At 43.6% G+C, this 26,167-nt stretch carries 20 protein-coding genes, 1 pseudogene and 1 riboswitch; of the genes and pseudogenes, 13 read left to right on the top strand and 8 right to left on the bottom strand.

Annotation, left to right across the window (positions count from 1 at the left end):
* Positions 1 to 3: 3 nt before the first annotated feature.
* The 4 genes from pgl to AB6E51_RS12235 form a co-directional block, all read right to left on the bottom strand.
* Positions 4 to 738: a 6-phosphogluconolactonase gene (gene pgl / locus AB6E51_RS12250; RefSeq protein ID WP_017066266.1), complete on the bottom strand. Its 735-nt coding sequence runs from the start codon at positions 736 to 738 to the stop codon at positions 4 to 6.
* Positions 735 to 2,237: a glucose-6-phosphate dehydrogenase gene (gene zwf / locus AB6E51_RS12245; protein WP_017059714.1), complete on the bottom strand. Its 1,503-nt coding sequence runs from the start codon at positions 2,235 to 2,237 to the stop codon at positions 735 to 737. Before zwf ends, pgl begins: the two co-directional genes overlap by 4 nt.
* Positions 2,238 to 2,647: 410 nt before the next feature.
* Positions 2,648 to 3,343: a response regulator gene (locus tag AB6E51_RS12240; protein ID WP_017059715.1), complete on the bottom strand. Its 696-nt coding sequence runs from the start codon at positions 3,341 to 3,343 to the stop codon at positions 2,648 to 2,650.
* Positions 3,344 to 3,412: 69 nt separating this feature from the next.
* On the bottom strand, positions 3,413 to 5,065 hold the full coding sequence (locus AB6E51_RS12235) for a sensor histidine kinase (RefSeq protein ID WP_032546322.1): 1,653 nt from the start codon (positions 5,063 to 5,065) through the stop codon (positions 3,413 to 3,415).
* A gap of 621 nt (positions 5,066 to 5,686) precedes the next feature.
* On the opposite strand from AB6E51_RS12235, the gene AB6E51_RS12230 reads away from it, so the two are divergent.
* The 6 genes from AB6E51_RS12230 to AB6E51_RS12205 all read left to right on the top strand — a co-directional run bounded on the left by AB6E51_RS12230 (position 5,687) and on the right by AB6E51_RS12205 (position 13,135).
* Entirely contained in the window at positions 5,687 to 5,914 is a 228-nt protein-coding gene (locus tag AB6E51_RS12230) for a hypothetical protein (protein WP_009846577.1), read from the top strand.
* A gap of 215 nt (positions 5,915 to 6,129) precedes the next feature.
* Positions 6,130 to 7,569, top strand: coding sequence for a TolC family protein (locus tag AB6E51_RS12225; RefSeq protein ID WP_017063805.1), 1,440 nt, complete (start codon positions 6,130 to 6,132; stop codon positions 7,567 to 7,569).
* A gap of 3 nt (positions 7,570 to 7,572) precedes the next feature.
* The gene (locus AB6E51_RS12220) at positions 7,573 to 8,547 is read left to right on the top strand and encodes an HlyD family secretion protein (RefSeq protein ID WP_102333372.1); all 975 of its coding nucleotides are present in this window, start codon (positions 7,573 to 7,575) and stop codon (positions 8,545 to 8,547) included.
* Positions 8,548 to 8,554: 7 nt separating this feature from the next.
* Entirely contained in the window at positions 8,555 to 9,856 is a 1,302-nt protein-coding gene (locus AB6E51_RS12215) for an ABC transporter permease (protein WP_065583586.1), read from the top strand.
* Positions 9,853 to 11,025 (top strand): ABC transporter permease, encoded by a 1,173-nt coding sequence (locus AB6E51_RS12210; RefSeq protein ID WP_372057962.1) that lies wholly within the window; start codon positions 9,853 to 9,855, stop codon positions 11,023 to 11,025. The genes AB6E51_RS12215 and AB6E51_RS12210 overlap by 4 nt, the downstream gene beginning before the upstream one ends.
* Positions 11,026 to 11,593: 568 nt before the next feature.
* Positions 11,594 to 13,135, top strand: coding sequence for a sodium:alanine symporter family protein (locus AB6E51_RS12205; RefSeq protein ID WP_017063800.1), 1,542 nt, complete (start codon positions 11,594 to 11,596; stop codon positions 13,133 to 13,135).
* A 143-nt stretch (positions 13,136 to 13,278) separates the two neighbouring features.
* Here AB6E51_RS12205 and AB6E51_RS12200 read toward each other — a convergent pair whose 3' ends face one another.
* Both AB6E51_RS12200 and AB6E51_RS12195 read right to left on the bottom strand, forming a co-directional pair.
* On the bottom strand, positions 13,279 to 13,506 hold the full coding sequence (locus tag AB6E51_RS12200; protein ID WP_065584878.1) for a hypothetical protein: 228 nt from the start codon (positions 13,504 to 13,506) through the stop codon (positions 13,279 to 13,281).
* A gap of 322 nt (positions 13,507 to 13,828) precedes the next feature.
* Complete coding sequence (locus AB6E51_RS12195) at positions 13,829 to 14,563, bottom strand: chromosome partitioning protein ParA (protein ID WP_372057961.1); 735 nt, start codon at positions 14,561 to 14,563, stop codon at positions 13,829 to 13,831.
* A 609-nt stretch (positions 14,564 to 15,172) separates the two neighbouring features.
* Positions 15,173 to 15,292: riboswitch (glycine riboswitch) on the top strand.
* Between the two features lie 128 nt (positions 15,293 to 15,420).
* Between AB6E51_RS12195 and AB6E51_RS12190 the strand changes: the two genes are divergently transcribed.
* From AB6E51_RS12190 to AB6E51_RS12175, 4 genes are all read left to right on the top strand, one after another.
* On the top strand, positions 15,421 to 16,791 hold the full coding sequence (locus AB6E51_RS12190) for a sodium:alanine symporter family protein (RefSeq protein WP_017059726.1): 1,371 nt from the start codon (positions 15,421 to 15,423) through the stop codon (positions 16,789 to 16,791).
* Between the two features lie 383 nt (positions 16,792 to 17,174).
* Complete coding sequence (locus tag AB6E51_RS12185) at positions 17,175 to 17,987, top strand: winged helix-turn-helix domain-containing protein (RefSeq protein WP_017066273.1); 813 nt, start codon at positions 17,175 to 17,177, stop codon at positions 17,985 to 17,987.
* Positions 17,984 to 18,445, top strand: coding sequence for a hypothetical protein (locus tag AB6E51_RS12180; protein WP_017059728.1), 462 nt, complete (start codon positions 17,984 to 17,986; stop codon positions 18,443 to 18,445). The genes AB6E51_RS12185 and AB6E51_RS12180 overlap by 4 nt, the downstream gene beginning before the upstream one ends.
* 560 nt (positions 18,446 to 19,005) lie before the next feature.
* Positions 19,006 to 20,481 (top strand): aerolysin family beta-barrel pore-forming toxin, encoded by a 1,476-nt coding sequence (locus AB6E51_RS12175; protein WP_017063796.1) that lies wholly within the window; start codon positions 19,006 to 19,008, stop codon positions 20,479 to 20,481.
* A gap of 106 nt (positions 20,482 to 20,587) precedes the next feature.
* On the opposite strand, the gene AB6E51_RS12170 is transcribed toward AB6E51_RS12175, so the two are convergent.
* Complete coding sequence (locus AB6E51_RS12170) at positions 20,588 to 21,223, bottom strand: LysE family translocator (RefSeq protein WP_017058961.1); 636 nt, start codon at positions 21,221 to 21,223, stop codon at positions 20,588 to 20,590.
* A gap of 296 nt (positions 21,224 to 21,519) precedes the next feature.
* On the opposite strand from AB6E51_RS12170, the gene AB6E51_RS12165 reads away from it, so the two are divergent.
* Positions 21,520 to 22,992: a carboxypeptidase M32 gene (locus AB6E51_RS12165; protein WP_372139918.1), complete on the top strand. Its 1,473-nt coding sequence runs from the start codon at positions 21,520 to 21,522 to the stop codon at positions 22,990 to 22,992.
* Between the two features lie 330 nt (positions 22,993 to 23,322).
* Positions 23,323 to 24,234, top strand: a complete 912-nt coding sequence (locus AB6E51_RS12160) for a LysR family transcriptional regulator (RefSeq protein WP_102333401.1) — start codon at positions 23,323 to 23,325, stop codon at positions 24,232 to 24,234.
* A gap of 529 nt (positions 24,235 to 24,763) precedes the next feature.
* On the opposite strand, the gene AB6E51_RS12155 is transcribed toward AB6E51_RS12160, so the two are convergent.
* On the bottom strand, positions 24,764 to 25,042 hold the full coding sequence (locus tag AB6E51_RS12155; RefSeq protein ID WP_017063787.1) for a hypothetical protein: 279 nt from the start codon (positions 25,040 to 25,042) through the stop codon (positions 24,764 to 24,766).
* Between the two features lie 390 nt (positions 25,043 to 25,432).
* Here AB6E51_RS12155 and AB6E51_RS12150 point away from each other — a divergent pair.
* A pseudogene (locus AB6E51_RS12150) lies at positions 25,433 to 25,702 on the top strand (carboxypeptidase M32); the annotation flags it as partial.
* Between the last annotated feature and the right edge of the window lie 465 nt (positions 25,703 to 26,167).

The raw sequence follows: 26,167 nt of genomic DNA, 5'->3' as shown, positions 1-26,167 counted from the left end.
CACTTATGCGATAGCACTTGCTGCATTTGAATCTAGGAACCACTCTGTTTCGCCAGTTTTAGACTGGATTTTCGCTGCCGGGTAAGGCAGTTCTGAAGCAGGAGTTGTATGAATTTCTTTAACGATCTCAACTTTACCTGCACCCAGTACTAGGTAGCTGATTCGTTTTGCTGCTTCTAAAACTTTCGCTGTTTTAGAAACACGGATTTGACCAGACTCAGGGTGAGAAGCTAATACAGATAGGTTCTCATCTTGGTAGTTGGTTGCACCTGGGAATAGTGAAGCTGTGTGGCCGTCTGCGCCAACACCAAGCAGAATCCAATCGAATACAGGCGTGCCGTTTTCTGTTGGGATTACGTCTGCCATCTCTTTTGCGAAACGCTCTGCTTCTGCTTTTGGTTCATCTTCACCACGGATGCGGTGGATGTTTTCAGCAGGAAGGTTTACTTGAGTAAACTCTTTTAGTTTTGAAAATAAGAGCGCGTTTGCTTCACCGAAATTGCTTTCAGCGTCGTCTGGTACAACGCAACGTTCGTCGCCCCACCAGAAGTGAAGGTTATTCCATTGAATACCTTCCGCGTATGGCGCCTGTGCTAAAAGTTTGAAAAGCATTTTTGGCGTGCTGCCACCAGACAGTGAAATGTGAACAGGTTTGCCCTGCTCGCTGTATGCTTTCATTTCATTTGCTAGGTTTTCAACAACCAGTTCAGGCGTTGCAAAGATCTTGTGATTGATCATAGTTCGCAGTAATCCGTGTCTGTTAAGTTTTTGCATGGGAAACGCCATGCGCGGCCATCACGTTGCAGAAGTTCATCTGCTTCCTGTGGGCCCCAAGTACCACAAGCATAGCCAAACAGTGCTTGAGGATCTTGCTTGAAGTCTAAGATTGGTTGAACGTACTTCCAACATGCTTCTACCGCATCGGTACGTGCAAACAGAGTCGCATCACCGTTCAGTGCATCAAGAAGAAGACGCTCATAAGCCGTCAGCATCTGAGTTTCAGGCAAGTCAGAGTAAGAGAAGTTCATTTTCACTTCTTTTGCTTTGAAGCCTGCGCCTGGCTCTTTCAAACCAAAGCTCATCTGAATACCTTCATCCGGTTGGATGCGGATAATCAGCTTGTTCTCTGGTGCATCTTGACCAAATACTGGGTGTGGCGTGTTCTTAAAGTGAATCACGATTTCAGTCACACGTGTTGGTAAGCGTTTACCTGTACGTACGTAGAAAGGAACACCATTCCAACGCCAGTTATTGATGTGAGCTTTCAAGCCGATGTAAGTCTCGGTACGAGAATCATCCGCTACACCATGCTCTTCACGGTAACCTAGTAGGTGCTGACCACGAACATCTGATGCTGTGTACTGACCTAATACTAAGTCTTTACGCAGATCATCTTCTTCTAATGGTTTCAGACACTGAAGCACTTTAACCACTTCATCACGAATAGAATCAGCGTTAATTTGTGCAGGCGGCTCCATACCTACCATCGCTAGCACTTGCAGCAGGTGGTTTTGGAACATGTCGCGAACTGCGCCAGAACCGTCGTAGTATCCGCCACGCTCTTCAACGCCAAGGAACTCAGCACCTGTGATTTCAACGTATTCAATGAAGTTACGGTTCCACAGTGGTTCAAACATCGCGTTTGAGAAACGAAGCACTAGAAGGTTTTGAACCGTCTCTTTACCAAGGTAATGGTCGATACGGTAGATCTGGTGTTCTTGGAAGTGATGATGGATCTCTTCATCCAACGCTTGAGCTGATGCTAAGTCGTAACCAAATGGTTTTTCGATGATCAGACGACGCCAGCCGTTCGATTCATCGTTAAGGCCATGCGCAGCAAGGTTTGCTGGAATCACACCGTATAGGCTTGGCGGGGTTGCCAAGTAGAACAATGTGTTATGGTTTTCGAATTGGTAGTCTTGCTCAAGCTTGTCTAGACGTTGTGCTAAACGAGCATAGTCGTCTACATCTGAAGTATTGATCGCTTGGTAATGCAGATGTTCAATAAATGCATTCAGCGTCTCTGGTTCAGTTTTTTCCATTTCCTGAAGAGACTTCTTCAGCTTCTCACGGTAAGACTCATCGCTGTACTCAGTACGGCTCACTCCAAGAATCGCAAAGGATTCTGGTAGTTGATTGCTAGCATACAGGTGGTATAGAGCAGGAATTAACTTGCGGTAAGTTAGATCTCCCGACGCACCAAAAATAACGATGCTGCTGTTTTCAGGTATTACCATCATCTTTCCTATAAAAACAAGGTTTTTAGTATTCGCCAAAGGTATCAGCGACATACGAAAATAGATAATAGGTCTTAACTATTACATCAATAGTAAGCGCCTATTAAATTTGAGAATGCGTTTGGTAAACGAGGGTGAAAGCTATCACCTCTATTCGGGACAGTATTGTCTATGACTATTTGATTTACATCAACCACTGTGAAAGCAATCGATTAAATATTGACTCATTTCGAACAAATTCTAATCGATAGTTCCGTTCATTTGACCCGAGGGAGAAGCAAATCGGCATTCTCAAACAGTGTAGTCAAGAAAGAACGGTATCTGGTCGGTGGAGTGAGCAATAGGAAAGGGAGAAAAAGGTAAAACCAGCTTATTCAACTGGCTTTATATTTATTTTGATGGTGTCGTGTTTATCTTTGCGCTTTGTTGTAGCAGCGCTCCGGGCGACCTACGGTACCGTAATTTAAGTCTGCGACTAACTCACCAGTGGTAATCAAAAATTCTAAATAGCGTCTGGCGGTGGTTCGGCTAGCACCAATTCGTTCTCCGGCTTCATCGGCGGTAATATTAACGGCATCAGCTTGCTGAAAAATGGCTCTGATCTTATCCAACGTTACGCCATCAATTCCTTTGGGCAAGGTTGATACTTTTCCTGAGTCCGCTTTGGCATTGGCTTGCAGCATCTTATCAACCAAACCTTGGTTCAAATCAGACACGCTTTCGAACTCTTGTAACTGTGACTGATACTTCTTCAGTGCTGCTTCCAAACGAGGAAACATGACTGGTTTTAATAGGTAATCCACCACTCCCCCGCGCATTGCCTGCTGCAGCGTATCCACATCCCGAGCAGCAGTAATCAAGATAACGTCGCAGCCTTGATTGCTCCCTCTTACGTGATTAAGAATATCGAGCCCACACCCGTCCGGTAGATACACATCCAATAACACCAAATCCGGTTTTAAGATGTCCAGTTGCATCAGCGCTTCAGACTGTGTGGTGGCAATACCGACCACGTCAAAGCCACCCATCTGTTCTAAATAACGATGGTGTAGCTCTGCAATCGCAATATCATCTTCAATGACCATGACTCTCGTGATTGCGTTCATTTATGTTCTTCCTTTAACCATGCTTTTTCCGTCACGATGATCTTCGCAAGATCGATTCGTGCTTAATTATTATTGTTCTTCTTTTGGCAAATAAACCGTCATTCGCGTGCCAAAATCTTGGTTGTCGACCATTTCAAGCTGCCCTTGATATCGGTCTGCCAGCTGCTTTATCAGATACAAACCCACACCACGATTTTGCTTCGCTTTGCTCGATACGCCTTTTTCGGTGAGTGCTTTGGTCGCCAACTCTTTCGGCAAACCGCACCCTTTGTCTTCTACTTCTACGATAATTTCATTACCAAAATCACTGATTGAAACTTCAATAACCCGACGCGCTGGCGCAATTTGACCCTCTTGCTTAATCGCCGTCATGGTGGCGTCAAAGGCGTTATCAATCAGGTTGCCAAGAATTGTGACAACGTCATCCGCGTTTAACCAGCTAGGCAGAGCTTCAAGCCTTGATCCCTCTTCCACTTTAAGCTCTAACCCAATCTCTCGAGCTCGCTCTGTTTTGCCTAAAAGCATGCCTGCAATAAGAGGGTCTTTCACCGTCTCTCTTAAGAACTCAATTAAGCTCTGGTAATGAGCGGTTTCTTGACCAATCAATTGTTGAACAGAATCCAACTCGCCCATCTGAATCAAGCCACTAATAGTGTTAAGCTTGTTTTGATGCTCGTGGGTTTGTGAACGCAGTAGATCAGCATATTCTTTGGTTTGTGAGAGCTGGTCTGTTAAATCGTTGATTTCATCTCGTAATCGGAAACTCGATACCGCCCCGACCACCTCACCTGCCACTATAATCGGGCTTCGGTTAGCAATGATTCGCTTATTGTTTAAATACAACTCAACATCGTGGTCGGTGTCGCCGGTTGATAGCAGTTGTTCTAAATCACTGCCTGGCAATACATCAGAAAGGCGCTGTTGATTGAGTGCTTTATCCCTGTCTATCGATAAAATATCGCAGGCACTCTTATTAATTGAACGTAAAATGCCGTGCTTATCGATGCTCAGAATGCCCTCTTTCACGGTACTCATGGTTACATCTAGCTCAACATACAACCGGCCTATCTCTTCAGGCTCAAAGCCCAAAATAGCGCGTTGAAAACGGCGAGATACATAACTCGAAATCAAAGCGTTGACCGCAACCACCAGCAACGCCATCACAATCAAAAAGGCTAAGTAAGGTTCGATTCGATCTTGCAACGAATCCAATAAGTAACCAACTGACACCACACCAATAACGGTACCTTGGGTGTCTTTTACCGCGGATTTACCACGAACTGAAAAACCCAGCGATCCTTTGGCTGTCGACACATAAGACTCGCCCAATACCAATGCTTTTTGGTTATCGCCACCACGCATGGGTTTACCGAGCCTGTCATCATAAGGGTGAATCAGGCGGATACCTTTATCATCTCCAACAACGATAAACGCCGCGCCAATGAGCTGAGTAAGGTTACGAAATTTAACTTGGGTTTCTTCAGACAAAACGTAGGGAACGCCATTAGGGTCCAACGTTCCATTTTCTTGAATAATGCTGGTGACAAGCGGCGATTCAGATAGAAATTCAGCAACACCTAACGCTTTCAAACCCATCTCTTGTTCTTGAGATTGTTTGATGTAGTAAAAACCAGCCGCTGCAAGAATCAAAAGTTCAACGAGGCCAGTGACCGTCATGATAATCAGTAACCTTTTACGGAAACTGATACTGCTCCATTTCATATTCCACCGTCCCTAGTGTTAGACGATCAATGTTAACACCAAGTTAATCGCATGACCTTTCTAGGGGCGTGAATTTGTGACTGCTACTCAACTAAATAATTGAGCAGATTGTTAATTGATAATCCTTTACGTTGTTCATCTCGATTAATCGTTCATTTTTAGGACTGATTAGCTTAAAAACCAAAATAAACGAATAAATATTGAGCTAGATCACTAAGCTTTTAGGTGTTTTTTAGGTTGTTTAAAATAAATACAATTATAATGGTTGCATATGAAAAAGTTTATTGTTGCTAAGCCATAGGTCATGATTTTCAGACCGCGCTTTGAATCGAAACTTCGATTAACAAAATAGCAACAACCCTTCGCTCGCTGGACGTATCTATAACTAAAAGTTGCACGCTCGCCGTTACGAATGATGAACAAACGGATTAAGTATTCTCCCCTATTCATCCATCGCTATTTCAAACTCGGCTAGCCAGACAACGAAGAGGTGACTGATAAAAGCATCACCCAATAATAAAACATTGATGAGCAGGAAGTATCGATCAGTCAGTGGCAACGTCCAATAGAAACAGGATAACAAACATAACGTATAAACATTGTTGAAAAGGAAACAAGGCAATGAAACGCGATAACTTTGGAATTTGTCTTACTAAGACTATGCTGTTCAAACACTTACAATCGACTTTTACTCACGTAAGAGCCTATGAGAAAGATGGCACCTCCCCTCTCGATCTCAAGGTATTGTTAGCATTCCCGCAAATGTCAGGTAGAGATTTATTACAAACAATGCAAGGTTCAAGACAATTGGTATGGCGCGCCGATCACCATTGTCCTAGCTTTAAATAAGCCACTTCATTTTGTAAAAACACTTCTATACTGAACTTAAAGAGCATGCTTATGCGTGCTTTTTAAGTTTCATTTATCTTTGATATTCACGTCACTCAATCTTATTTACACTTGATTAACGAGTTATGAGAATTTCTATTCATATGAGACAATCTATTCAAGACAAATGACTATCGCCCTGTTAACATTAGAGTTAATACTCTAATTGGTATTTAATGCAGATGACCAAACCAAAATTCCGATACCTTGCGATCGCCAGTATGCTTCTCGGCACTATGGCTTCGCCAGGCTATGCAGCTCCGCTCACTTTTTCTGAAGCGTGGCAAATTCTCCAAGAGAACAACAACTCTCTTGCGGCTCAACAAGCCAACGTTGAACGTTATCAACACCTTCAGAACTCAACAAGTAGCCTCAATCTTCCTTCTATTACCTTAGGGGCTAACTACACGCACCTTGATAGTGATGTGACGATTAATGGTGAACAGTTTTCAGATAGCTTGAGTGGAGTAAACCCTGCTATATCCGCGATTTTGCGCCCTCTAGTTGGTGGCGTTACCTCAACGATTACCGAACAAGACATCTTTAGCTCTTCCATTCGTGCTGTGTGGCCTATCTTCACTGGTGGTCGAATAACCGCTGCGCAAAATGCGGCTGAAGGTAAAAGCGAAGAAGCGCAAAGCCAACTGTTGATGGAGAAACAAGCTCGCTACGAAGACTTAAGTAAGTATTACTTCTCGGTGATCTTAGCGGAAGACGTGGTGAGAACGCGTCAAGCCGTTGAAGCAGGCTTAACTCAGCATCGTGATTTCGCCATCAAGCTTGAACAGCAAGGACAAATCGCCCGAGTAGAACGCCTACAAGCCGATGCTTCTTTAGATAAAGCGATTGTAGAGCGCACGAAAGCTCAGAACGATCTTAAAATTGCGCAATTGGCGTTGACCCAAATCCTTGGTCAAAATGAAAGTGTAGAACCCTCTGAACAACTGTTTATCAATAAGAACCTGCCTCATATGGACGTGTTCATTGACCAGACACTCATGACCTACCCCGGCCTTAAGATTCTTGATGCAAAAGAGAAACAAGCAAGCAGCTTAATTAAAGCCGAGAAAGGTAAATACTACCCAGAGGTTTACCTTTATGGTGATTACAGCCTGTATGAAGATGACTCTCTAGCCAGTGAAATGAAACCCGATTGGTTGGTTGGCATTGGTGTGAATGTGCCACTGCTTGATACCTCTGGCCGTTCCGACAAAGTCGCTGCGGCTCACAGTGCCGTATCACAGGTTCAATTCCTTAAGTCACAAGCTAAGCAAGACTTAACCGTGTTGGTACAAAAGACTTACCTTGAAGCAAACCAAGCCATTGAAGAGGTTCAAGGCCTAAACTCGAGCTTGTCTTTAGCTCAGGAAAACCTATTACTTCGTAAAAAAGCCTTCACACAAGGGTTATCTAACTCATTAGAAGTGGTTGATGCCGAGCTTTATCTTGCGAGCATTAAAACCCAGCAATCTGCTGCTCGCTTCAAATACCTAATCTCTCTCAACAAGCTGTTAGCGCTAACCAGCGAAATGAATGCTTACTCCAGTTACTTAACCTCCTCTGTTCCGTCTGATTTCGACTCAAAAACAGACACCGTTAGCCAGTCAAAAGGATAATTCATGAAACCTATTAAGCCCCTTCTTCTATCTTTAGTTGGTATCGGCGTTATTGGCTGGGTCGGATACAGTTTCTATCAAGCTTATCAACCTCAGCCGGTTAAGCTTCAAGGTCAAATCGATGCGCAGCAATACAGCATCTCATCGAAAGTACCTGGCAGAATTGATGAAATATTCGTGCGCAAAGGCGATTCGGTTGAAAAAGGCGAATTGATCTTCTCTCTACTAAGCCCTGAGATTGATGCGAAGCTAGAGCAAGCAAAAGCTGGTCAGAAAGCCGCTGGTGCATTAGCACAAGAAGCAGAGAATGGCGCGCGTACTCAACAGATCCAAGCGGCTAAAGACCAATGGTTGAAAGCCAAAGCAGCTGCCGATCTGATGGACAAAACCTACCAACGTGTAAACAACCTTTACAACGATGGTGTGGTTGCCGAGCAGAAGCGTGATGAAGCCAAAACACAGTGGCAAGCGGCGAAGTACACCGAAAGCGCTGCATTCCAAATGTATCAATTAGCGCAAGAAGGTGCGCGTGACGAAACCAAAGTGGCCGCCACTCAAAAAGCGTTAATGGCAGCGGGTGCGGTAGCGGAAGTTGAAGCTTACGCAAAAGACACACAGATCCACAGCTGGTTTAATGGCGAAGTCTCTCAGGTTCTATTGAGCAGTGGAGAACTTGCACCACAAGGCTTCCCTGTTGTGACTGTTATCGACACCAAGGATGCTTGGGCTGTGCTCAATGTTCGTGAAGACATGCTTAAGCATTTCGAGAAAGGCAGCCAGTTTGAGGCGTACCTACCGGCTCTGGATAAATCATTAACTTTCCAAGTAACTCACATCGCCGTAATGGGTGATTTCGCAACTTGGCGCTCAACAGACGCAGCACAAGGCTTCGATTTACGTACTTTTGAAGTAGAAGCGCACCCTGTCGATACGAGCGAAACACTGCGTATGGGCATGAGCCTAGTGGTTGAGCTTTAGGTGACTTATGTCTGCTAACTCTCAATATACTGGATCGCAATCTAGAGGCTCGCAATCAACTGAGCATCATAGAGCGAAGAATACCTTGCTTCGGCAGTGGGCGATTGTCCGCAAAGACAAATGGTTGTTGTCTTGCCTAACTTGGATTCCTTTGCTGCTTGCTGCCAGTATCTGGCTGATTTTTTCACAAGGGATCGCTCGTGACTTACCGGTCGCAGTTGTCGACCTTGAGCACAGTCAAATCTCGCAACAGTTCACACGCCTTGTTGATGCGTCACCAACGCTGCAAGTCACTCAGAAATACAGCTCTGCGAGTGATGCGGCGAAAGCGATGATCGAACGTGATATCTATGGTTATGTTGTGATACCAAGGCACTTCGACCGAGACCTTCTGCTCGGCTTGAATCCGCAAGTGTCTGTATTCTATAACAGCCAATTTATCTTAATCGGTAAGCTGGTGAACTCTGCCTTGCTGCAGGCTCAAGGGACTTTTAACGCGCAACTTGAAGTCGTGAAACAGCTGTCACACGGTGATACCACGGTGCAATCCGCATTAGGCCAAGCAGTAACGGTACAAAGCCAGATCACGCCGCTGTTCAACAAGAACACCAGTTATGCACAGTTCTTGGTGTCTGCGGTTATTCCTGCACTGTGGCAGATCATGATTGTGGTGGGCACGATATTGGTTTTGACGGCGAACGTTAGAGCTCGTGGGCTTCACGCTTGGTTATCCAACGCCCCTATGAAGTCACTCGCATCAACATTAACGCCCTACCTTGTCTTGTTTTTGATGTTTGGTATCGCGTTTAGTTTTTGGTTCTATGTGCTCTTAGACTGGCCATTTAACGGCAGCTTTGTGGCATTGACTATTGCCCAACTGCTAACCGTGATCAGTTGTATCATTATGGGTTGTTTGTTTTTCTTCTTAACACTTGATCCAGCAAGGGCGATGAGTTTCGCTGGCGCATTTACGGCACCAAGCTTTGCGTTCATGGGTATTACCTTTCCAGTAACAGACATGAACACAGCTGCTCAAATTTGGAGAAGCTTATTGCCCGTGAGTCATTACATCGAAGTACAAACGGCGCAGTCTAGTTATGGTGTGAGCGCAGCACAGTCTTTGATCAGCCTCTCTTCTATGTTGTGGTACGCAGTTCCTGCTTTCGTGGTAATGTTGCTAATTAAGAAACACTTGGCGCAATCAACTCTAACTGCACAAGCAGATCCATCTACAAAAGCAGCTATATCTGCAAAAACAACGCCGTCAACACAGCCAGAAGCATCAGCACAACAAGGAGTAAAACGATGAGCTTTACTCAACTGCTCAAGCAAGAACTCTTAGCGGTATTGCGCAACCCTGTCGTGCTTCTTACGGTATTTGGTGGTGTGGTCTTCTATTCCTTCTTGTATCCATTGCCTTACGCGAACCAAGTTCCTCAACAACTGAAAGCTTCGGTTGTGAACTTGGATAAGAGTCAAAGCAGCTATCAATTAGAGCGTATGGTGGATGCCACCTCTCAGATCGAATTGGTCCGTCGAGACTCCACCATCGCCGATGCGAAACAAGCCGTGCTTAACCAAGAGATTGGCGGATTCCTTGTCATTCCAGAAGATTTCTATAAAGACTTGTTGCTCGGTAAGAGCCCGACACTTTCTTACGCTGGTGATGCTTCTTACTTTTTGGTCTACGGAACCATTGTTGAAGGGCTTGCCAAGGCCGGTGGTACGTTAGCTGCGCAAGTTAAGGTCAGCCATTTGTTAGTCGAAGGTGTGCCTTTAGAATCGGCAGCCAAAGGCTACAGTGCATTCAGCTTGAACCTGAAACCAACGTTTAATAGTCGCATGGGATACATCGATTACGTAGTTCCAGCCGTCTTTGTGTTGATCCTGCAACAAACCTTAGCCATGGCTTCAGGTTTAGTTGGTGCAACCCAAAATGCTCAATCGACATTTGGCTACTGGAGTAAGACCTCTCCAGCGAAATTGATGCTTGCCCGCTGTTGTACCTTAGTCGGCATTTATTACCTGTTGTCGATGTACTATTTCGGCGCTAGCTTTTCGATGTATGGGATAAACCAGCTCGCCTCAACAACACAGATCTTAACCTTACTTCTGCCCTTCTTACTGGCCAGTTGTTTGATCGGGATTTTTATTGGTGAGTTAGTGCCACGAAGAGAGCTAGTCACGGTTGTAGTGTTAATCAGTTCAATGCCACTGATCTTCTCTTCAGGTTTTATCTGGCCAGTTGAAATGATGCCTGAATGGTTAGTTCTGTTATCACAGCTATTCCCAAGCACACCGGCTATCCAAGGTTTCTTAGCACTTAATCAGATGGGTGCATCTTGGCAAGAAGTGGCGTCTCAATGGACATTACTATGGGGACAGGTTTTATTGTGGGGTTCGTTATTGGCACTTAAGCTCTACCACAAATCCAGCAAAAGCACAGTTGGCAATAGCAATAGTCATCGAACCGTTTAGTTTTATGTGCTAGCGGAAAGTATTCATGCTTCCCGCTCATCAAAAAGCTCTGATAAAGGGCTTTTAATATCCTCAGATCCGAACACACCTTTAGCCTTCGTATGTTTAAACACCTCGAAAACATATCGAATACTCGAACTCTCCTACGTTCCCTCTATGTCCCCCCTATGCCCCTACAGCCCATCACTCTGAATTCTCCTTCACCCGTCCCTAAAACAACTACTGCATATACTTTTCTCAGCCTACAAAGCACCGACTTATTCCCAAATGATGACAAAACCCGAACAATTGTAAATTTATTGTAAAAATTTCTTTGTTGGCATTATTTTTATGTATAGGATTATCAGTAGGACTTGGTAGCCCGAATACCATAGTCTTATTGGTGCACATACCAAAAGGATATCCATACAAAGCAAGATCAGTACTTATATTTATTTCGTTTTTCGACCTAGCTACAGCCGTTTATGTTGCCGTCGAATGAAGTAGATAAACCACTGAGATATACAAATCAAATAGAAAACAAACACAACAGCAACAAACATAATTTATTAAAAAGACAGGGAAAACCATGAAAAACATACGTGAATTATTTTTTGGGTTTATATTATTGTTTAGTTCCAGTGCATTTGCAGAAGAAGGATCATTTAACCAAGCTATCAGCAACTTAAGTCAAAGTGTTGATGGGTTTTTCAACGACTACACAGGATGGTTCGTTGGACTCATATTTAAAAGTGTACCGGTTGGCGAAGCCAACTTCCCTATTATTGTTGGCTGGTTATTACTCGCTGCGTTGATCTTTACTGTTTACTTTGGCTTCGTTCAATTTAAGCGAGTCGGTATGGCTGTAGATATCATTAGAGGCAAGTACACAGACCCTAACTCAATAGAAGACGGCGAAGTTTCCCATTTTCAAGCTTTAGCTACTGCCCTTTCTGGAACCGTCGGGCTTGGTAACATTGCCGGTGTGGGTGCTGCACTTGCGATTGGTGGCCCTGGCGCGACATTCTGGATGATCTTGTGTGGCCTTCTGGGTATGGCTTCTAAGTTCTGTGAGTGTACCTTAGGTGTGAAATACCGAACTATCCTACCTTCAGGTGTTGTTTCGGGTGGTCCAATGTACTACCTAAGCCAAGGTCTGGGTGAAAGAGGTTTAGGCGGACTAGGTAAAGTGCTCGCTATTGGTTTCGCATTAATGTGTATTTTAGGCGCATTAGGCGGCGGTAACATGTTCCAAGCTAACCAAGCACACGCCATGTTAACTTACGCATTTGATGTACCAAGTGAATACGGTGTGATCACTGGCCTTGTACTTGCCTCTTTAGTTTTCTCTGTGATTGTTGGTGGTATGCCTTCTATCGCATCGGTAACAGAAAAAGTTGTTCCTTGGATGGCTGCTCTGTATATCGGTATGGCTCTGATTGTTATCGGTTCTAACCTTGATCAAGTTGGCCCTGCGTTCAGCGCAATCTTTACAGGTGCATTTACTGGTGAAGGTGTTGTTGGTGGATTTATTGGTGCGCTAATTCAAGGCTTGAAACGTGCAACATTCTCGAACGAAGCAGGTGTAGGTTCAGCAGCTATCGCTCACTCAGCGGTTAAAACAAAAGAACCAATCACCGAAGGTCTAGTATCACTATTAGAACCGTTCGTTGATACGGTAATCATTTGTACAATGACCGCATTGGTTATCACTATTGCTGGCTTAAACGTAGGTCCATTCGATGGTTCTGGTTTAACGGGCGTAACGCTGACTGCTGCATCGTTTACTGAAACGGCAGAAGTATTCAAATACACACTCGCTCTCGCGGTAATTATGTTTGCGTTTTCTACCATGATCTCTTGGTCGTACTACGGTCTTAAGGCTTGGACTTACCTATTTGGTGAAGGTAAAACAACGGAACTGATTTTCAAAGTGATGTTCTGTGTGTTTGTTGTTATTGGTGCCACGATTCAATTTGGTGCGGTAATCGACTTCTCTGATGCGGCTATCTTTGCGATGTCTATCTTCAACATTCTTGGTCTGTACTTCTTGATGCCAGTTGTGAAGAAAGAACTGCAATCGTTTGTTGCTCGTGTGAAATCAGGCGAAATCAAAACGTATGAGAAATAACGTTTAGTGGAATGAGGTTTTGCTCTAGTAGCTAACTGCATTCTAAGAAACGACACAGCTCTAAAAACGAAACTGTTCTAAAAATTTTTGTAAGACCCTTTGCTTGAGAAAGCGAGAACAGGACTGCAACTTATCCAAAATCCCTACCAGCTTGGCTTGTGGGGATTTTTTATGTCTGAACGATTAGGCGAATAACTACCTTCAATGCCCTGCTCACTCTTTTCACCCTTTTCACTCTGTTCATCATCGTGTTCAACATCGACACGACGAACCAACTCTTCTACTTTGATCATCTCTTTTTGCGCTAATGGCGAGCGACAATCATCGAAACAATAAGCTATGGTGCAGTTCTCACAAAGATACTCTGGCATCACTCCATCCCTTGTCGTCAAAGCAGCCAAATGCGAGCTAGCAATCGACTGCGTGTTCATCCTGAACAACACTATTATGCAGCGACTCTGAGCTGAAAATATGTATGCAAAGTCATTTAATAGACAACAAGTAACATATCATTGTGGATATACGTAACTATTCACAAATATCTAAGCAAACAATGAAAACACTTAAATAATCAATAATGAGAACGCACCGGATCTATGCTCTCGACAAACGCAAAACGCCCACATCACGTGTGTGATGTGGGCGTTTCAATATTTAGTGAAAAACTAACGTTAGGTTGGTAAAGCCTTCGGCTTATAGACCCATCTCTTCAGTGAGAGTTTTGATCTGTTTGAGGTCCATGGTGTGGACTTCAATCATTTGTCTTATATCACTCAGTCGAGAGTTAGCGTTATCTTGCTTCTCACACGCGTCAGATTTCGCATCCCATGATGTGCCATCTAAGTAAACATCACACGCTTTCTTAAGAGAACCAAGATTCTGCTCGAGTTGATCTCTTTCTTTCTCAAGTTTTTCAAGTTCTTGAGAAATCTGTAATTCTTTTCGGAAAACTTCACGCGCACGCTCAAACAAAGTCGATTGCATGTCAGCCTGACGATTAAGTTTCTGGTTGTCTTGCTGAGTTTGCTCTAACGTTTGCTTCTGTTCATTTAGCTGTTGCTCTAACGAGTAGTTCGCCTTCTCTAAAACCGAAGACTGCTTCGCTAATTCCTGGAGCTCTTTTTGATGCTCTTCCGTTTGTTTCACTAGAGCGGCTTCTACTTTCGCATCGAATTCGGTATCAACTTTTGCCACTTTAGTTTCAACGGATGTCATCAACTGTGCTCTGCTGTCATGCAGTTCTTGATAACGAGTTTCGAGTACCTGATAAGTGGACTCCCACTTAGAAGCCGTAACTGTAGAACCAATTAAGCCACCCAGTGCTAAACCTATAACCGCAGCAATGCCGATATAGAGCTGACTGCGCTTATCGCGTTCTTCTATAACAACCACTTCATCTTGTTCGCTTTGTCCAGATTGCTGGTTCACTAGCGGGTACTCCCAAAAATTTATTTAACGTTACGCGGTCACTGACACGAATGCCAATACTGATTGTGAAGGCTCAGTTAAACCTATCGCTCAAGCCAGAAGCACTTAAGCTTTACTAACACATTCATCCCACCTGTTTACAGGCAGGCTTAACGAGTTAACTCCGAAATCATCAAGCTGGCAGTATACAAAAGGAAACTGCTAACGATAACTATCACTACCCATTTTTGCAGTTTTTCGTTTGTCCGGTAACGAAATAGTACAAATGCCAAAGCCAATAAAAAAACAATCGCTATTAGTCGAGTCATAACTCCTCCTTGTTTCTCTATTTTATACCATTTAAATAAGCAAGTTACGTCAGAGACTCGTTGTTTGATCATTTAGTTGAACAACATTTGTGCAATCAGATATTTTGTAGCTGACATCACATTTTATATGATCTAGGATACGCCTACAGATTACCTAATTATTTAGGTAATTGTTCCGATGAAGACTGCAGGAGAGTGGTTTTTAACTAAACATTAACATTTAGTTAGATTGACCCGCCGAAGAAGTAAATCTTTCAGGTGCTTTATGCTGGAGAAATCCAGAAAAGTGAGGACTGTCGTTGGAGGAACCTCTGGAGAGAACCGTTAGATCGGTCGCCGAAGGAGCAAGCTTAGTGCCCGTTACTTATCTATAAGTGATTCGCTAAGTGAAACTCTCAGGCAAAAGGACAGAGGAGTGGAAAGCAACAGCCTTAATTAACACAAGAATTCTATCTAGAAATCCGTATGTATTAAGTAGTGCCCCCGATCCCTGAGATCTGCACTGCCTTCCCTCTTCTCCTTAAATTTTTAATTTATTAAGGGGAATCTATGAACCACCTACAAGCTACACTACAAACCATCAACCAATTCGTTTGGGGACCACCACTGCTTATTCTGCTAGTGGGTACAGGTATCTACTTTACTTTTCGCTTAGGCTTACTCCAGTTTAGACACCTCCCAACTGCACTGAAAATGGTGTTCAGCAAAGACAAATCTGGTACGGGTGACGTATCGAGTTTCGCGGCTTTGTGTACTGCACTTTCAGCAACCATTGGTACAGGTAACATCGTTGGTGTAGCGACCGCAATCAAGATTGGTGGCCCTGGTGCCCTATTCTGGATGTGGCTTGCCGCTGTATTTGGTATGGCGACCAAGTACGCAGAATGTCTACTCGCCGTTAAATACCGCAGAACCGATAGCAATGGCGAAATGGTTGGCGGCCCAATGTACTACCTGCAATACGGTGTCGGCTCACGAATCTTAGCGGTAATGTTCGCTGTCTTCGCGCTCGGCGTTGCTTGCTTCGGTATCGGTACCTTCCCACAAGTCAACGCTATCTTGGACGCAACTCAAATCTCATTTGGCGCTTCGCGTGAGATGTCTGCTGTCGTTCTTACGATATTAGTGGCAGTGGTTACCCTTGGTGGTATCCAATCTATCGCTAAAGTGGCAGGGAAAGTTGTTCCTACTATGGCGGTTATGTACGTCGTCGCGTGTTTAAGCGTTCTGATTTCAAATGCCGACCAACTACTGAATGCCATTACCCTTGTTGTGACTTCTGCGTTTACCAACACAGCAGCAACCGGTGGTTTCTTTGGCGCGAGCATCATGCTTGCTATCCAATCAGGTATCGCTCGTGGTGTGTTCTCGAACGAATCTGGCCTAGGTAGCGCACCAATGGCTGCAGCAGCGGCTAAAACAGATTCATGTGTGAAACAAGGACTTGTCTCTATGACAGGTACCTTCTTCGACACCATCATCATCTGTACGATGACAGGTTTGGCGCTTATCTTAACGGGTGCTTGGCAGACTGATCTTTCAGGCGCTGCGATGACCACTCACGCATTCGCTGTTGGTCTGAATGCAGATACCCTTGGCCCTATGTTGGTTTCTGTTGGCTTAATCTTCTTTGCGTTTACAACAATTTTAGGTTGGAACTACTACGGTGAGCGCTGTGTTGTGTTCTTGCTAGGTACCAAAGCTGTATTGCCTTACAAGATCATCTTCATTGCGTTGGTGGCTTCTGGTGCATTCTTAAAGCTCGACATGATCTGGATAATGGCTGATATCGTGAACGGCCTAATGGCAATTCCGAACCTAATCGGGCTTATCTTGCTGCGCCACGTTGTTATCGAAGAAACCAAGCTATTCTTCAAACCGTTGACGTCTTCAAATGATTGTGAAGCAGTTAAAGCGTAAACTGAAGTGATTGAATACCAAGCCCGCACTCAACTGCGGGCTTTTTATTTTCATCACATAGCGAAACGTCTTAAATTATTATGCAGCATATATGCCCTTATAAATAACAAGAATATTAAATCGACCACTATGCGATTTAATAAAGCGAATAGTAGACTACTAAAAAGGACACTAATAAAACCAACACTTAATTAGATATTACTTATATTTAACAGATTGTGCGTTGGTGTCAGGCGTTTTGTAACAAACATATTAAATTTCTTTTCGTTTCAACGACACAAAAAACCAGAAGAATAAAACATGTGACTTTAATTCATATATTAGTCAGTTTATAGTCTTCTACATTGTAGAGAGAATTATAATAAAAATAAAACGTTGGCTATATGATCAGATTCGACCCGATTAAAAACCGTATTTATAACGATGAACGTTCTATTAAAGTAGGATACCGTGAAACTCGGGTCCTGGAGTTATTACATAAAAACTCACCCGATATTGTTAACAAACAAGATATTATTAGCTTCGCTTGGGGAAACGAGTTCATAGGGGATACGTCACTAGCGAAAAGTATAAGTTTACTGCGCCAAGGGTTCGTTAGATTAGGCATCAAAGAAACCCCAATCGTCACCGTTCCTAAGGTGGGCTATCGCCTTATCGATGAGTGCGTGGTAATCGACTCCCCCATCAATAATGCAGCCACAACTCCCCTTGCTGATGCGAGCAACCTGATACCCGTCGGCAATAACGGTATTGCTATCGGTGCAGCTGTTGCAGTCGAACCTAAGCCTAACCCTAAACAAAGTTCGTCGGCTTACTTTCCCACTGCTGAAAACCGAAACAAGTTGTGCTACTTCACCACTGGCTGCTTACTGTTGGCATCAGCGTTATTGGCTTTTGCTAAGGTTAATGAGAGAAACCTCAGCGATATCAACCCCGTTAACCGGCTCAGCGAGCAATGGATAGGTCAAATACAAGTTTTCCAAGCCCCTGAAATGGCGATGACGCCAGAGCTAGAAAGCATTCTCTATCAGTATCAATGTGATTGCGTGGCGTACATTAGCGAAGAAGCGGAATATTCTGAGCTCTCTATTCTGAACAAAGCCACACGCCAGTCCGTCAACATCTTTTACACGCCAACCCAACTAGATCAAGCCAGTACCGAACTGGCCCTATTCCTAGAAAGAGGTCAATTATGATGCCAATCGTTGCGCTCATTTCTGCATTCGTTTTATTGGTTGGCATATGGAGTATCCCTTCGCCCCAACCAAAAGAAGAGCATCGCTACCAACATAGCGTGGTGGACCTGATAGTGAATGACAATGTATTACGTACCGACGGATTAACGAAAATAAGTAACAACAAGGTGCTGCACCTGATGTCCGTTCAAGACGACAACATGCCCGACCCACTTGTTCTGCGATTCAGAGGAACAGCCCGTCCTTCTCAATCACTTTTCTTTTCTATTTCTGGCACCATTGACTTAGTCTCTGTGCAAAAAATAAATAAAACAATGAATGACAGCCGATTGGCGCCTTACCTGTTAATCAACAATGACCCATTAACGGTAAAGATTGATATCTTAAGTTCGAATGATTTATTTGCCATCATTAAAACGTGTAATACAGGCCGAACGCAACTTCTGGCCAAACGATAATTAGAGATAGTTTAACCACTAGCAAAAAGTGCCCTATTATCAAGTAGCAAGCTTTTCCGATATTACACATAAAAAACGGATGGTTATTTTCATTATTTTATCAGTAATACAATTATTACAGTCTTCCTTACTTTAAGTGTTTGCATTTTAAAACCGATAGCAAAGCAAAATATTCAAGTTAGATTTTTACTCTTTGTCACTCACTACCTGCCCACCTTAAAACTACGAGTATTGTGAATGGTTATACCTGTTCTTCTAATTAACCATTCATACAAACGCCAAAAATAACGTCAAATAATTTTGACGTCTAAGCCCGAATAATGGGCCTTCATTTTTCTAAAAACGGTTTGAGCCCCATCAAACAATTTACGTTCAGTTGCATACTCTTTCACCGCAAAAACACTAATGACAATACAAGCCATTGAATTAACTGGGTAATTTAATTCAACCCTTTTCAGTATCTATCTATTTATCAACATGAAAAAGTGAACTTGTCTTGTTAACTGCACGGCACACAAAACATTATCAAAATAGAAAAATTACAAATGAGGGAATTGTTAATGATCACAGTAAACAGAAGTCTCTTAGCAACCGCAGTGTTGTCTGTTCTATCAACCGGTGTAAATGCGAAGATTTACCCAGACCAAATAGTGTTTGACCAACTTGGTGAAGATGTCTGTCGCTCTGGTTATCGTCCTATAGACCGTTATGAAGCAGAAGAGCAGAAGAGTACTTTGGTCGCTCGCATGGGCACTTGGCAGATCACCGGGTTAAAAGGAAACTGGGTAATCATGGGGCCGGGTTATCATGGCGAAATTAAGCAATCAAGCAGTGGGTCAACGTTCTGTTACCCAAACAACGACCAATCTGAAATCCCTAACTATTCCGCCAAATCGGTTCAGGAAGGCAGCGAAATCGATGTTCAGTATGAATTAGTGAACAACCGTAACGACTTTGTACGCCCATTAAGCTACTTAGCCCACAACCTAGGTTACGCTTGGGTTGGCGGTAATAACAGTCAGTACGTGGGCGAAGACATGACGATAAAGCGCTCTGGCAACAGTTGGGTAATACAAGGAAATAACAATGGCTCTTGTAGCGGCTATCGCTGTGATGAAAAAACCAAAATCACCGTCGACAATTTTGCCTACACCGTTAACGACGACAACTTTTGGCATGGTGATGTTGTCGAGTCGGATCGTGAACTAGTGAAAACGGTTTACGCGACGGCAAGAAACAACAGCAACATCGCGCAACAAGTGGTGGTAGACCTAAAAGTAGACGAATCAACAAACTGGTCGAAAACGAACAGCTACGGATTCTCACAGAGCGTTCAAACAGAGAACACCTTCAAGTGGCCTTTGGTTGGCGAAACTAAGCTCACCGTTAAGTTCGAGGCTAACCAAAGCTTCGCTGAAACAAATGGCAACTCCACTAGCGAACAAGTAACACTTCAAGCTCGTCCTATGGTTCCTGCGAATTCGGAGCTACCGATTCGAGTTGAGCTGTATCGTTCAAGCATCTCTTACCCGTACCGATTCAACGCCGATATTAGCTACGATGTTGAATTCAACGGCTTCCTTCGTTGGGGTGGCAACGCGTGGCACTCTCATCCAGATAACCGCCCGTACAAGGCTCATACCTTCACCATGGGCCGTGGCAGCAGTGAATCTGCCGACATTCGCTACCAATGGGATCACCGTTACATCCCAGGTGAAACTAAATGGTGGGATTGGGGCTGGGCGATTAAAGAAGCTGGCTTATCAAGCATGCAATACGCGACTGGCGGAAGCTTACGCCCCTTCCACTCTTACGTGTCTGGAGATTTCTACGCTGAATCTCAATTTGCAGGTACTATCGAAATTGGACAAGCAACACCAATTACTAACAATCTACGCAGCAAAAGAAGTACTGATTCCGTCAACGAATCTACTGAGCGCATTGGCGACATCGAAGTTACCACCAACTTTAACGCCGATGAGTTGAGTGACTTAGGTTTCGAAGGTGCTGAGATGAACATTAGCGTCGTTGAATAACTGCGCTGTTGAATAAGATCGGTACAAAGATCTACCAGTAATAAAGCACAAAGCCCACGACACATCGTGGGCTTTCATATATTCATGTTCAACTGAAAACGGTGAACTACACAGGCTCTTCCATCAGAAGCTTAACACCCAGCCCAACCAGCACCATGCCCGTCACGCCTTCCATCCACTTCATAAAACTCGCGTTTTTGAGCAAGTTTTTAGCGGAATTAAGAGCGCCAGCCAAACCACATTGCCATACCATCGCTATCATAAAGTGTACCGAAGCCATCAACATAGATTGCAATAAAGGCGAACCTTCAGGGTTTACAAATTGAGGTAAAAAGGCCAGATAGAAAACTGCTGTTTTTGGGTTAAGAACGTTAGACAGAAAGCCTTCACGCAAAGAACGCTTTGCACTGTAAGCCTGCTGAGCTTGTTCTCCGACCTTCAAACCGCCACCGTTTTTCATCAACGCTCGCAAACTGCTTAAGCCAAGCCAGATGAGGTAAACCGCACCTACCATCTTAACGGCTTGAAAGAGTTCAGCGGATTGGGCGAGGATTGCAGATATACCCACAGCAGAGAAAAACGCGTGTACATACAAGCCGCTACAAATACCAAAGCTCGTCATACAACCGTCAGCTAAGCCAGAGCGGCTAGTATTGCGAATCACCAAAGCCGTATCTAAGCCCGGCGTTAGCGTTAAAATAGTGATGGCAATTAGAAATGCCTCAAAGTTCAAAATATCCATATCATTGTCATTTTTGTTCAGCGATCTATCATCAATACCGTGTATCTGAACAATTCGCAAGCAACAATTGCCACCAGCTATACAACTCACTGATTTTGTGCACAATAGAACAGTTTGATTTGTTAAGAAATAGTAAATTCAAGGCATCGTACCGCCTCATGCTTTTCTCGCTATATCTTCGACTGCGAAGGTCGGCGTCATTAAAAAGCAAAGCCATAATCAAAGTACACGAGATGAACCTTAACGCTGACGCAGCCCTAAGGATCATTTAAAGAAACCAAATTAAGAGTAGTCAAATGAGCGCATTCAAAAAACTAGTCGAACACTCTCAAAAATGTTCACGCTTTCAACACCTAGCTTCTATTTGTGGTTGGGACCAAGCTTCAATGATGCCAGCAGGTGGTAACCAAGCTCGTAGTGAAGCGATGGCCGAGCTTTCTGTTCATATTCACGGCTTAATGACTCAACCACAGCTTGGCGATTGGATTGCAGACGCTGAAAATGAAGCGCTGAACACTGAGCAACAATCGTCACTTCGTGAAATAAAACGCCAGTGGCAACAAGCAAACCTACTTCCAGAAAAACTGGTTGAAGCGAAATCTCTATCGGGTTCAAAATGTGAACATGCGTGGCGTAGCCAACGCGGTAACAACGACTGGGTTGGATTCGAAAAGAACTGGCGTGAAGTGGTTGAGCTTTCTCGTGAAGAAGCGCAGATTCGCGCAGACGCAGCCAATCTAACGCCTTATGATGCGATGCTGGATATTTATGAACCGGGCACCAGCTCTACTTCACTTGATACCCTATTTGCAGACGTTAAAACTTGGCTTCCAGGTTTAATTGATGAAGTGATCGAAAAACAATCGAGCGAGCAATTTAACGCACCATCAGGTATCTATTCGACCGAGAAACAGAAAGCACTGGGTTTAGAAGTCATGAAGCTGCTTCAGTTCGATTTTGAACACGGCCGATTGGATGAAAGTGTTCACCCATTCTGTGGCGGCGTCCCTTCAGACGTGCGTATCACAACACGCTATGACGAAGCGGAATTCGTTCAAAGCTTAATGGGTATTGTGCATGAAACAGGCCACGCACGTTACGAACAAGGCTTACCAAAACACCTAGCAGGACAACCAGCGGGGGAAGCTCGTTCTATGGGCATTCATGAATCTCAATCTTTATTCTTCGAGATGCAAGTCGGCCGCAGCGACCCGTTCATTGGACACTTAGCGAACTTGGCTGGTCAGCAATTCTCAGGCTCAGAATTTGAGAAAGAAAACTTCCAGAAGATCTACACGCGCGTGAAGAAAGACTTCATCCGTGTCGATGCTGATGAACTCACCTACCCTGCACACGTTATCCTGCGTTACGAGATTGAGCGTGACTTGATCAACGGCAAGATCAAACACACTGACGTGCCAGAGTTATGGAATACCAAGATGCAGTCTTACCTTGGTTTAAGCACTCAAGGTAACTTCGCTAACGGCTGTATGCAAGACATCCACTGGACAGACGGCGCATTTGGTTACTTCCCATCGTACACATTAGGTGCGATGTACGCGGCGCAGTTCATGGCTTCAATAAAGAAAACGGTAGATATAAACTCTGTGATTGAAAGCGGTGACCTATCCCCTATCTTCACTTGGTTAGAATCAAACATTTGGAGCAAAGGCAGCCTGCTGACCACTGATGACTTGGTGAAAGGTGCAACGGGCGAAACCTTGAATGCGCAATACTTCAAAGACCATTTGAGAAGTCGTTATCTGTAGATAAAACGCCCAACCACATTGAAGGTTTCTACTTGCAGAGCTTGCTGTGTAAGTAGAACCAAGCTGAAAAAAGCATAGTACAAGTATTGTAAGTCAAAAGTCACAATTATGGCTGAAGGGTAGCTTTGGTTCTAACTAGAAAAGGGGCACTTCTGAGTTACGAAGTGCCATCTGTGAAGGTTCTGGACATTTCCGAGTTGCGTTTTATCTAATTTAGTAAGTCATGAATTAACAGAAGTAGGGCAACTCGCTTAGTCGAATGTCCAGTATCACTGGTGCAGATCAGTTATCATATTTTAAGTAAATCACTCTAGAAAGGAAGCGAAACCTATGAATTTTAGTTTTGAACAACTTCTCGCGTTCGTGACCGTTTATGAACAACTCTCGTTTAGCAAAGCCGCGGTCAAACTCAATAAGCACCGAACTACGATAGGGCAGGTGATTACCAACCTTGAAGACCAACTAGCGGTCAGTTTGTTTGAACGAGTGGGGCGTTCGGTAGAGCCAACTGAAGATGGTCACCTTCTTTATCACAATGCTAAATTAACCATCGAGCAAGCGCGTACTTTCGATAAATTGGCGCTAAGCCTCTCTTATGGTGGATTAGAAAGCGTCAACATCGCTTATTCTAGTGTGATTCCTCATCGCGCTTTGGTTGAAATCCGCCAGCAATTTCTTCGCGATTTTCCGCTAATGCGCGTGAACTTTTTTGTTAGGAATAAACAGGACATCAAAAGAGGCATAGATAGTGGCGAATACCATTTTGGTATCGTCAATGTGCATGACCGTCAGGCGATGTATAGCTTTGATGCTACTTTCCTTGGGCATTTCGAATTTCTCCCTTTTGTTCAAAAAGGTGGAGATCTATCTAGGTTGGAGAAAAGTGCAGTCTTGGTGGCTCTGAAAAACAGCAAACAATTTGTCTTACGATCTTTTATTGAAGAAGGTATGTCAGAGAAGATTATTTACAGCTCAGACAATGAAGCAATCGATCAACTTGCCCTAGTGATAAAGATGGTCGAAGCGGGGTTGGGTTGGGCGTTACTGCCTAAAACCTTTTCTAATACTGAGTTTGCCAATCATGCTATTGAGCCAGTTGAAGCCGATGAGATGCTAGAGGGCTTCAAGTTTGGCTTCGCGCTTTGGTGTCCACATTCCAAACAAATTGTTGATATTAAAAAGTCGTTAATCACCGTGATAAACAATTATCGCAAGCGATTTGAAGATGGTCTCCGTCGTTAACTCATAGACTCATCCAATTTTTTAACAAGGTTCAATTAGAGCCTTGTTTTCGTTTCAGTTAACTTTAAGTTCGAGTTTTGATGGATTACACCCTTTATATAGGAGTGTGAGGTATCAAGCTGACTATCTCTTCAGTCATGTCACTTTCCCTGTACCTTTAAATAATATAAAAGATATCATACAGTTTGTTGTGATTTTACCCCCAGCCCGTGAAGATAAAGTGACTAAATGGTTGATGTGATACATAGCAATTGTTCACAACTAAAGTTCATAAGGATGGATGACTTTTAGTAGGGAAAATGTTCGCACCCTAAACGATGTAGAGTATTCAATCTAAGTGATTTTGGGGCAGATCTGAGCTAGCAGGCACTTTGCAAGAAAAGCGCCACGAGTAAAACTTCAGGCTTATGAAGCCTCTGGACATTTCCGTTTTAGCAAGATTGCCAATTAAGCAAAGCATGAATTAAAAGGATAGAAAAAGTCGCTTACGTGATTGTCAGGGATCATTAGACCACTACAACTTCAATTGTCAGTTATAACTAAAACGGCACCTAGCCTTTGAGCAAAAAACCCTATATAACTCATCCCCACCTTCATGCTCTCTTACTCGAAAGAAAAAAATACTCTTCCCTCCCTCCTCATACGCGAGAGCTAGCTCAGCATCATCTCTTATCAAACCTTCAGCTACTAAGTGAACTTCTAATGCATCGAGTGCTTTTTCTTCTAAGGCTTTATCGTGAATTGGTTTAAAACCTCCAAATGAAAGGGAAGAAAAAAAAAGAGCAAAAACAAAAAAAACAATTCGCATAACTATTCCTTTTTTATTAGTTCAATACTAATTCCAGTTTAGTAAGAAATTAAGATTGTCGCAGCAGTGAAACTAAATAGATAGCTCTCGTTTCATGCAATTAAAGTCGGAGTTCATCATTCTTATTATGGTAAATGGGTAAATTAGCTACCAAAAACAACCCTCAGACCGCCTCAAACGCTCTCAGCGAGGATTTTGGGCTTGTTCAAGGCTATGCTCATACTACCTTGTATGTGTGTGACTCTTTCAGTGCGATTTACAGAGCAAAAACTAGCGAATTCGTTTGAGTCAAGAACTGTACTCTGCCCCCACTTTTCGTACTTTGTGAGTTAAGTCGCCCCGTTAGCAAGAATTTGGACAGCCGCAACTACCTTAAATGCAGGTCACATTCTCCACTGGACGGACGGCGCATTCGGTTACTTCCCACCTTACACATTAGGTGCGATGTACGCGGCTCAGTTCATGGCTTCAATGAAGAAAACGGTAGATATAAACTCTGTGATTGAAAGCGGTGACCTATCCCCTATCTTCACTTGGTTAGAATCAAACATTTGGAGCAAAGGCAGCCTGCTGACCACTGATGACTTGGTGAAAGGTGCAACGGGCGAAACCTTGAATGCGCAATACTTCAAAGACCACCTAAGAAGCCGTTACCTTTAATGGAAAAAATTGATAGAGGCTGATCAGTTTATTGATTCAGCCTTTTTAATCACATTTTCAAAACATACTTAGATTGATTTGAAGGTTTTATCCCTTCATCGAACTTAACAATCACGGAAGATTCTGGTACCTACTAGCACGAAATTGGACAAAAACGCGTTAAACTCAAAACTCTAATTCACTTAACTAATATTAGAAAAAGTATCTTGAAACCTTAAAGCTGAGAGGTTGATACGGCGACGTTGAACAATGAGTCTTAGATCTCTAATCAATCACGTTAGTATGGGTGAAGCCTGAAAGTGATAGACTTAGAAAGCGTATTAATAATAATCAACAAAAGTCTGGTGAGTGTGTTACCTTGGTTGTTATCCCTACCGCTTAGTGGGGACTTCTTTTCTTTTCCGAACTCACATCTCGGCACTCCTTAGTTGCCCTCCTAAGCCTCACCGCAGGCTTTAATTATGT

The sequence above is a fragment of the Vibrio sp. 10N.247.311.47 genome (assembly GCF_041467535.1).
In the GTDB taxonomy this organism is placed as follows: domain Bacteria; phylum Pseudomonadota; class Gammaproteobacteria; order Enterobacterales; family Vibrionaceae; genus Vibrio; species Vibrio crassostreae_C.
Note: the sequence above shows the minus strand (reverse complement) of the source record. Positions and strands in the feature narration are given on the sequence as shown.